This is a genomic window from Cyclobacterium sp. (genome assembly GCF_014762705.1).
Taxonomy (GTDB): domain Bacteria; phylum Bacteroidota; class Bacteroidia; order Cytophagales; family Cyclobacteriaceae; genus Cyclobacterium.
The window spans coordinates 113,760-122,089 of the sequence record NZ_JABURL010000091.1 but is presented as its reverse complement, the minus strand read 5'-3'; the positions used below and the strand labels follow the sequence as shown (position 1 = coordinate 122,089).

At 38.5% G+C, this 8,330-nt stretch carries 9 protein-coding genes; 7 read left to right on the top strand and 2 right to left on the bottom strand.

Going from position 1 to position 8,330, the window contains the following annotated elements; translation table 11 throughout:
• The 7 genes from HUJ21_RS17690 to HUJ21_RS17660 form a co-directional block, all read left to right on the top strand.
• A partial coding sequence (locus tag HUJ21_RS17690) for an MBL fold metallo-hydrolase RNA specificity domain-containing protein (protein WP_291371892.1) occupies positions 1-422 on the top strand: 422 nt, incomplete at its 5' end.
• Between the two features lie 28 nt (positions 423-450).
• Positions 451-1,953 carry a thymidine phosphorylase family protein gene (locus HUJ21_RS17685; RefSeq protein WP_291371891.1) on the top strand — a complete coding sequence of 501 codons (1,503 nt, stop codon included), beginning with the start codon at positions 451-453 and terminating at the stop codon, positions 1,951-1,953.
• A gap of 6 nt (positions 1,954-1,959) precedes the next feature.
• Positions 1,960-2,853 (top strand): ribose-phosphate pyrophosphokinase, encoded by an 894-nt coding sequence (locus HUJ21_RS17680; RefSeq protein ID WP_015266945.1) that lies wholly within the window; start codon positions 1,960-1,962, stop codon positions 2,851-2,853.
• Positions 2,850-3,494 (top strand): hypothetical protein, encoded by a 645-nt coding sequence (locus HUJ21_RS17675; RefSeq protein WP_015266946.1) that lies wholly within the window; start codon positions 2,850-2,852, stop codon positions 3,492-3,494. Before HUJ21_RS17680 ends, HUJ21_RS17675 begins: the two co-directional genes overlap by 4 nt.
• A gap of 7 nt (positions 3,495-3,501) precedes the next feature.
• Complete coding sequence (locus HUJ21_RS17670) at positions 3,502-3,795, top strand: hypothetical protein (RefSeq protein WP_015266947.1); 294 nt, start codon at positions 3,502-3,504, stop codon at positions 3,793-3,795.
• Between the two features lie 18 nt (positions 3,796-3,813).
• The gene (locus tag HUJ21_RS17665) at positions 3,814-5,916 is read left to right on the top strand and encodes a copper-translocating P-type ATPase (protein WP_291371890.1); all 2,103 of its coding nucleotides are present in this window, start codon (positions 3,814-3,816) and stop codon (positions 5,914-5,916) included.
• The gene (locus HUJ21_RS17660) at positions 5,917-7,134 is read left to right on the top strand and encodes an MFS transporter (RefSeq protein ID WP_291371889.1); all 1,218 of its coding nucleotides are present in this window, start codon (positions 5,917-5,919) and stop codon (positions 7,132-7,134) included.
• Positions 7,135-7,472: 338 nt separating this feature from the next.
• Here the strand turns inward: HUJ21_RS17660 and HUJ21_RS17655 are convergent, their stop codons facing one another.
• Together HUJ21_RS17655 and HUJ21_RS17650 are read right to left on the bottom strand one after the other, a co-directional pair.
• Positions 7,473-7,754 carry a hypothetical protein gene (locus tag HUJ21_RS17655; protein WP_041738734.1) on the bottom strand — a complete coding sequence of 94 codons (282 nt, stop codon included), beginning with the start codon at positions 7,752-7,754 and terminating at the stop codon, positions 7,473-7,475.
• Between the two features lie 121 nt (positions 7,755-7,875).
• On the bottom strand, positions 7,876-8,325 hold the full coding sequence (locus HUJ21_RS17650) for a DUF3872 domain-containing protein (protein WP_245553342.1): 450 nt from the start codon (positions 8,323-8,325) through the stop codon (positions 7,876-7,878).
• Positions 8,326-8,330 lie beyond the last annotated feature (5 nt).

Here is an 8,330-nt window from a genome sequence, read left to right as displayed (position 1 = left end):
TGGAATTACGGACTGATAATAAACCCAAAATCGTGATTGCCGGAAGCGGAATGCTCACAGGCGGAAGAATGCTAAACTACCTTGAAACACAGGCACAAAACCCCAACAACACCTTGCTTTTTGTGGGTTATCAAGCTGAAGGTACGCGAGGCAGAAAATTATTGGAAGGTGAGAAAGAACTAAAAGTCTATGGAAAATGGGTGCCATTTAAAATGCAAGTTGCGGAAATTGAAGGTCTTTCAGCACACGCAGACCACGCAGAACTTATGGACTGGATGGATAAGATAAAAAACAAACCCGAACGTATTTTCATTGTACACGGTGAAAAAGAGAGTGCAGAAGCATTGCAAAAAGGCATCAAGGAAACCTATGGGTGGGATGCAGAAATTCCGCAATTATACACCATCGAAGAAATAGAATAAATCGAAAAATCACAACAACCAATAAAATATGGACACACACTCAAACATATTAAAATATAAACATCTCGGAATCTATACCCAAAACGAGAATGTAGTGTATATGCGCGAAGATTGCCACGTTTGTATTTCAGAAGGTTTTGAAGCTTTGACCCGTATTAGGATATCCAACGCAAATGCCTCAATCGTTGCAAGCCTCAATGTTATAAATTCAGATATATTGTTACCTAATGAAATCGGACTTTCAGATGCTGCTGCGAAAAAACTCAATGTTTCCCCAAACGATACATTATATGTTTCCCATTTAGAGCCTATCGAATCGTTGAGCCACGTTAGGGCGAAAATCTATAATCAAAAACTGAATTATACAGCATTTAATGAAATCATAACCGATATCGTTGAAGGCGATTATTCCAACATCCACCTTTCGGCATTCATAACTGCCTGTGCAGGTGACCGGATGGATATTGATGAAATATCCGACCTCACCAAAGCGATGATTGCTTCGGGAAAGCAACTGAACTGGAACAAAGATATCGTGGTGGACAAACATTGTATTGGCGGATTGCCTGGCAATAGGACAACACCATTGGTAGTTGCCATTGTTGCCGCGTATGGTCTTACTATGCCAAAAACATCCTCACGGGCAATCACTTCGCCAGCTGGCACAGCAGATACAATGGAAGTACTGACCAATGTTACGCTCTCTTCCGAGGAAATAAAGACCGTAGTAGAAAAAGAAGGCGGATGTTTTGTTTGGGGAGGCACAGCGCAGTTAAGTCCTGCCGATGATGTGCTCATTAAAATAGAAAAAGCCTTGGATATTGATAGCGAAGGTCAGCTCATCGCTTCAGTACTCTCTAAAAAGGCAGCAGCTGGTTCTACTCACGTGGTCATTGATATTCCCGTGGGAGAAACCGCCAAGGTTCGCAGTACCGAAATGGCAGAAAAACTAAAAAATCATATGGAAACCGTTGGAACTGCTGTTGGGTTGAATGTAAAAGTTGTAGTTACGGATGGCACGCAGCCGGTTGGAAGGGGTATCGGTCCTACATTAGAAGCCATAGATATATTAAAAGTTTTGAAAAATGAGGAAGATGCACCTAAAGACTTAACAGAAAGAGCATTGCTTTTAGCTACTGAACTATTAGAACTTTCTGGAAAAGTAGAAAAAGGAAAGGGACAGGAAACCGCACATAAAATTCTCAAATCTGGAAAAGCATATGAAAAATTCGTAGCCATTTGTAAGGCGCAAGGTCAATTTTCAAAACCAGTTTTAGCACCTTATAAAATTGAAATTAAAGCTGAAAAGTCAGGCGTTTTGCAACGAATTGATAACCGTAAAATTGCAAAACTGGCCAAGCTTTCTGGAGCACCACAATCTAAATCGGCAGGGATTCTTCTAAATGTGCATTTGGGAGAACAAATCGAAGAGAACCAACTGCTTTATACCATATATGCTGAATCCAAAGGTGAACTTAATTATGCCTTGGAATATGAAAACAACCATAATGACATCATAACTATAATTTAAAAAACTATGAAAACAATATTATTCAGTCTTCCCGGAAACGAAAAACTCACAGAACTAATGGCTACAAAAATGGATGCTGAAGTGGGCAAAGCCACTTTGCGCAACTTCCCTGATGGAGAATCCTATACACGTATCTTATCTGATGTTAAAGACAAATGTGTGGTACTGGTATGCACCTTGCACGAACCGGACGAGAAACTGTTGCCTCTATATTTTTTAAGCCACACAGCCAAATCATTGGGAGCAATGTGTACCTGTTTGGTAGCACCCTATTTGGCGTATATGCGGCAGGACAAAGTATTTAATGAAGGTGAAGGAGTGACTTCTGGTTTCTTCGGAAAATTGATTTCTGGTTTCGCCGATAGCATTACCACAGTTGACCCGCACTTACATAGAATTAGCTCGTTGGGTGAAGTGTATCAAATTCCCAACAAAGTGATTCACGCTGCCGATGCCATTTCAGATTGGATCAAGGAAAACATTGAAAACCCGGTACTTATCGGACCTGATTCGGAAAGTGAACAATGGGTTTCAGAAGTCGCCAAAAATGCTGGAGCACCATTTATAGTATTACAAAAGATGCGCCACGGTGACCGTGATGTAGAGGTCTCTGTTCCCGATGTGGATATATATAAAGATGCTACACCCATTTTGGTAGATGATATTATTTCCACAGCCCGAACAATGATTGAAACCGTACAACATTTGAAAAAAGCAGGAATGAAACCACCTATCTGCGTAGGCATTCACGCCGTTTTTTCAGGAAATTCCTATAAAGATTTATTGGGTTCCGGGGTGGAAAAAATAGTGACTTGTAATACCATCCCGCATCCTTCAAATGGAATAGATTTAAGTGATATTATGGCAAAAGAGGTGAAAAAATTAATGCACCAGATATGAGAAAACAAGGATTTATAGTATTATTTATCTTATTCAGCATCACAGTGAATGGACAAACTGAAATGCTTATTGGACAGATTTCGGGCAGAGTTATCGTTCGGGAAAATTTTGATGAAAAAGGCTCTTTTTTAAACAAACAAACTTTTGAAGCTGGTGAAACAATAAAGAAAAATGGATCCTATGAAATTGAAGTAGTTACTGAGTTGTTTGATAAAGACAAAAAATTGACCGACAAATACACTACAACCTATCGCTGTAAGCCTGATGAAGCAAGTGTAATGGTAATAGCTTTTCCATTCTCGAATCCAAAATCAAAGGAGACCGAAATTAATACCACCTCTAAAAAATTTAAAGACCTCTACGATTTGGACAATCTTGAAGATATAGAATTGGAAATGACTTTTGATTCAGGACTGCTGGATTTTTTTGGTTCAAAAAGCATCATAAAGATTTACGACCGAACATTGAAGGACAACAAAACCAACATTAATTCAAAAATAAATATTAAGGCCTATGCGTGGGGCATTCGCATTAAACAACTCAACTATACCGTCAACGAAAAACTAAACAGGAATGGCCTATTGACCTTTCAGAAATTTACAGAAGAAGACAATAGTTATTTTACAATGACTTATAAATAGAACGAAAATGAACAACTACGACACCCTTTCAGAAGCCATAAACGATTTACAGCGAAAAGGTTATACATACGATTTTAACCTAAAACCAGAATGTTTGGAGTGTGCCTCACTAAAAATTGAAATACACCCAGAAGATTTTAATGTTGACGAGATGCATCGTTTTGAAGGTATGAGCAGTACCGACGATAACAGTGTGCTTTATGCTATTTCATCAAAAAATGGGATTAAAGGACTTTTGGTAGATGCCTATGGCGTCTATGCCGAAAACATTTCGGAAGCTATGAGAAAAAAATTACGATAACACTTAAACAAGACAATAATGGAAAATCACGAACACCACAATCACGAAGAAATGGACCATTCTAAAATGGACCATTCGAAGATGAAACACAAAAAAGAAGACCATTCTAAAATGAACCACAAAGGTGGGGACCATTCGGGTCACAATCCGGGTCACGGTCAAATGGGTCACGACCATCATAAAATGATGATTGCGGACTTTAGAAAACGGTTTTGGGTAACACTCGTGCTTACCATCCCCATATTGTTCTTCTCACCAATGATACAAGAATTTTTTGGTTATGAATTTTTACTTCCAGGAAATCCATACATCCTTTTTGCACTTTCCACTATTGTCTATTTTTATGGTGGTTGGCCATTTTTAAAAGGGTTTTGGTCTGAAGTCAAAAAAGGTGCACCAGGAATGATGACCTTGATTTCTATGGCAATTTCCGTAGCTTATTTTTATAGTACAGCTACTGTATTTGGCTTAAGAGGTGAAGACTTTTTCTGGGAACTATCAACACTTATAGCCATAATGTTGCTTGGTCATTGGATAGAAATGAAAAGTGTTTTGGGTGCGTCAAAAGCGCTGCAGTTGTTGGTGAGTATGATGCCTGCGGAAGCCCACAGGGTGAAGGGAGATACTATTGAAGACATCCCTCTTGAAGATTTACTAAAGGATGATGTGATTTTGGTTAAACCAGGTGAAAAAGTTCCTGCTGATGGGATTATAGTAGACGGTTCAAGTTACCTGAACGAATCTATGCTTACAGGCGAATCCAAACCTGTAAAAAAAGATATAAACGATAAGGTTATTGGTGGTTCGGTAAATGGTAACAGTACCTTAAAAGTAAAGGTTGAGCATACTGGAAAAGATAGCTATCTCAACAAGGTCATCAAAATGGTCGAAGAAGCGCAAAAAACCAAATCCAAGATGCAAAATCTTTCAGACAGGGCTGCAAAATGGTTAACCTATATCGCTTTGGCTATTGGTTTTGGAACATTAGCGGTATGGCTGATTTTAGGCTTTCCATTTGTCTATGCTTTAGAAAGAATGGTTACCGTTATGGTCATTGCTTGTCCACACGCATTGGGTCTTGCCATTCCCCTTGTGGTTGCGATTTCTACGGCAGTATCTGCTCAAAATGGATTGCTTATCCGAAATAGAACTGCTTTTGAAGAGTCAAGAAAAATTTCAGCTTTGCTTTTTGATAAAACAGGAACACTAACCAAAGGTGATTTTGGTGTCACTCGAATCGAATCTGTTAAAGAAGCTTATTCAACAGAGGAAATTTTAAGACTTTCAAGTGCATTGGAACAAAGCTCAGAACACCCCATTGCAGTTGGTATTATTAAAAGAGTTAAAGAAGATAACATTACTATTCCAAAACCTGAAAACTTTAATGCAATTACAGGAAAAGGTGTAGAGGCAAATGTAGATGGTAAACAAGTGAAGGTGGTCAGCCCTGGTTATTTAAGGGATGAAAAAATCACTATTCCTGAAGATGCTTATAGTGACGCTGCTGAAACTGTTGTATTTGTATTAATAGATGGCCAGCTAGCAGGATACATTGCTCTTGCTGATGAAATAAGACCTGAATCTGCGGAAGCTATAAAAATATTCAAAAAAAACAATATTAAAGTCTTGATGGCAACTGGCGATAATGAAAAAACCGCTAAGGCTGTGAGTGAAAAACTTGGATTGGATGGTTACTACGCCGAAGTATTGCCACATCAAAAAGTTGAAATTGTAGAAGAGTTACAGAACAAAGGCGAATTTGTAGCGATGACGGGTGATGGTGTAAATGATGCGCCCGCACTTGCCAAAGCTGATGTGGGAATTGCAGTTGGTTCAGGTACGGACGTTGCCGCCGAAACAGCAGATATCATTCTGGTCAACAGTAACCCACAGGATATTGCCAACTTAATTCTCTTTGGAAAAGCCACCTACAATAAAATGATTCAGAATTTGATTTGGGCTACAGGATATAATGTAGTGGCTATTCCTTTAGCAGCCGGTGTATTATATTCTTCAGGCTTTGTTTTAGGACCAGCTGTAGGAGCGGTATTTATGAGTTTAAGTACGATTATAGTGGCCATTAATGCGCAACTATTAAAGCGAAAAATCGGTAAAAAATAAATGAACCAAAAAGAAAAACTCAACAGCATATCTTTAATCCTGTTGAGTTTATTTGTAGTGATGTTGGGTTATGGTATTTTATTGCCAACCCTTCCCTACTATACCGAAAGATTAGCTTTAAAAGACAATCTCGACACCGATTTAATCAACTTCCATATTGGGTTGCTTACCAGCATTTATCCATTATTTCAATTAATTTTTGTTGTCGTTTGGGGAAAGTTATCTGACAGATATGGTCGTAAACCCGTTATTATTATTGGTTTGATTGGCTTTGTAATAATGCAATTGCTAACTGGGCTTGCAACATCACTAACGATGCTATATATCGCTCGGATTTTTGGTGGTGTTTTCACTTCATCAGTTATTCCTGTTAGCAACGCATATTTAAGTGATATTACTTCAGAAAAACGTAGAACCAAGATAATGGCCTGGTCTGGTGTAGCCATTAGTTCAGGGGTTATTTTTGGACCCGTTATCGGTGGCTTTCTTTCGCAATCAGACCTTCATTTTGAGTATGCAATTGGTCAACTACATTTGGGTCGATTTTCCACACCTTTTTTATTCGCTGCATTATTAGGTTTTATTGTTTTAGTCATTGTTGTAAAATGCCTGAAAAATTCAGTTCGCATCCATAAATTTACAACTCAAAAATTCACTTTTCGCTTCTCGTTCAGCCAATATTTTCTTGTTCTATTGGCGCTATCATTTGTCATCCAATTTGGAGTGACCTTGTTTGAAACTGTTTTTTCAATCTACGGTAAAGACGAATTAGGGTTTAACAGCAACCAGGTTGGTATTGGTTTTATGCTGTGTGGTTCAATAATGGCTGTTTTGCAGCCTGTATTTGCCAGTTATGGGGAAAAGATTCTATCTACTAAAAAGCAAATCGGCTTTGGGTTATTCATTTCAGGAATTTCATTAATTGCCTTTCCTTTTTTCAAAAATGAATTTGTTGTGTACGGTTTAATTGTGGTGTTTGCAGCTGGTGGTGCTATGGTTACACCTAATTTGCTGTCTGCAGTATCCTTGTTATCCAAAACAAATACAGGTCGAAATATTTCAATACAAAGTTCAACAAACAGTATGGGTCAGATTTTAGGTCCCATTTTAGGAACTTGGTTGGTTACCGGAGGTTTTTACTATCCATTCATAATTGCAGGAAGCATTATTTTAGTTGCTATTGGTTTTCTCATTTTTCTTAAAAAACCTCCTATTTAAAAAAATGATAATTCACCACAATCATTTTAAAAAAATTGCAGGTTCTGAATTTGAAGGACGGATACAAATTCCTTACATTCTGTTCAGATTCTAAAAGGTTAAAGAAGAGGAGGCAGTCTCTTTTCTTGAATATACCATAAGGCTATTTAAAGCAAAATCTGCTCTCGCTCTTCTTCACTTAGATTATATTATACAAACATAGGAGAAGCAAAAGAACGCCGCTTGGTTAGAACTGAATAGATATTGCTTCCACTATCCTGGCGTTGTTGGAGTGCTGTTTGCAAGCAAGTTTTTAACCACTTTATCGCCTAAAAAATCTTATCGTATTATTGAACCGACTATTTCGGGCTATGAATTTCGGTGGTTTGCTGTTCCTTATCGCTTTTCATTCTGGAATACGACCATAGAAAAAGAATGCCGATGATAATCAGCGCATATGCGAGCCATTTGCCGATACGTTCCAATAAACGGGTGAATACTGAAGATTCAAAGCTCGAAAAGCCTTCCACACCAGCCATATTGCGGCGGTAAAATTTCCTGCGGCTTATCCAGTAGATAAGCCCAATCCCCACCACAACGGGAATAATACCAAGCATTAATTGTGAAGTTACTGCATCCATTGCATTGAGCTGATAATCCAAGTAAATTTAAGGAAAAACCTCCTATTTGGGGAGCAAAAAATGAAAAAAGCGACCTGTAAATAAGGATACAAGTCGCTTTTTTGATTGATTTCGGAAGCCTTTAATCACTATTGTTAAACCGGAAACTCAATTGTTTCTCGTTACCGAAATTATCCGAAATCCACACCTCAAACGATTGTGATACGGTGGATGCCGAGGTGTAATATAATCGGAACTGCTCTGCTGGCAAAGGGTATAAATCATTGGGCAGGTATGGCGGTTCATCGTAATACCGCAAGTTTCCCTGTCCGTCAAACTGGAAGTAGCGGAGAAAGTACCGGGTATCTGCGTAGTTGCCGTTTCGCTGTATCGTTACCCTGATCTCCACGGTACTGCCATTTGCCACCTCATTGGGTACGGGCATTACATCGACTTCAAAGGGAAAGTCGTTCTGGATTTCGAGTTCGTCCTTTTCACAAGAAAACAAAACCACTGAACAAATGAACATTGCTGCAAGCATAAATGTAGCTTGAAAATGCAGACTGTATTTTCTGAATAATCGTTTCATCATAAGTC

Bases quoted from the DNA above. Each gene is read 5' to 3' on its own strand.
- HUJ21_RS17660 (WP_291371889.1), top strand. From the start codon at position 5,917: ATGAACCAAAAAGAAAAACTCAACAGCATATCTTTAATCCTGTTGAGT.
- HUJ21_RS17675 (WP_015266946.1), top strand. From the start codon at position 2,850: ATGAGAAAACAAGGATTTATAGTATTATTTATCTTATTCAGCATCACA.
- HUJ21_RS17650 (WP_245553342.1), bottom strand. From the start codon at position 8,325: ATGATGAAACGATTATTCAGAAAATACAGTCTGCATTTTCAAGCTACA.
- HUJ21_RS17685 (WP_291371891.1), top strand. From the start codon at position 451: ATGGACACACACTCAAACATATTAAAATATAAACATCTCGGAATCTAT.
- HUJ21_RS17665 (WP_291371890.1), top strand. From the start codon at position 3,814: ATGGAAAATCACGAACACCACAATCACGAAGAAATGGACCATTCTAAA.
- HUJ21_RS17680 (WP_015266945.1), top strand. From the start codon at position 1,960: ATGAAAACAATATTATTCAGTCTTCCCGGAAACGAAAAACTCACAGAA.
- HUJ21_RS17655 (WP_041738734.1), bottom strand. From the start codon at position 7,754: ATGGATGCAGTAACTTCACAATTAATGCTTGGTATTATTCCCGTTGTG.
- HUJ21_RS17670 (WP_015266947.1), top strand. From the start codon at position 3,502: ATGAACAACTACGACACCCTTTCAGAAGCCATAAACGATTTACAGCGA.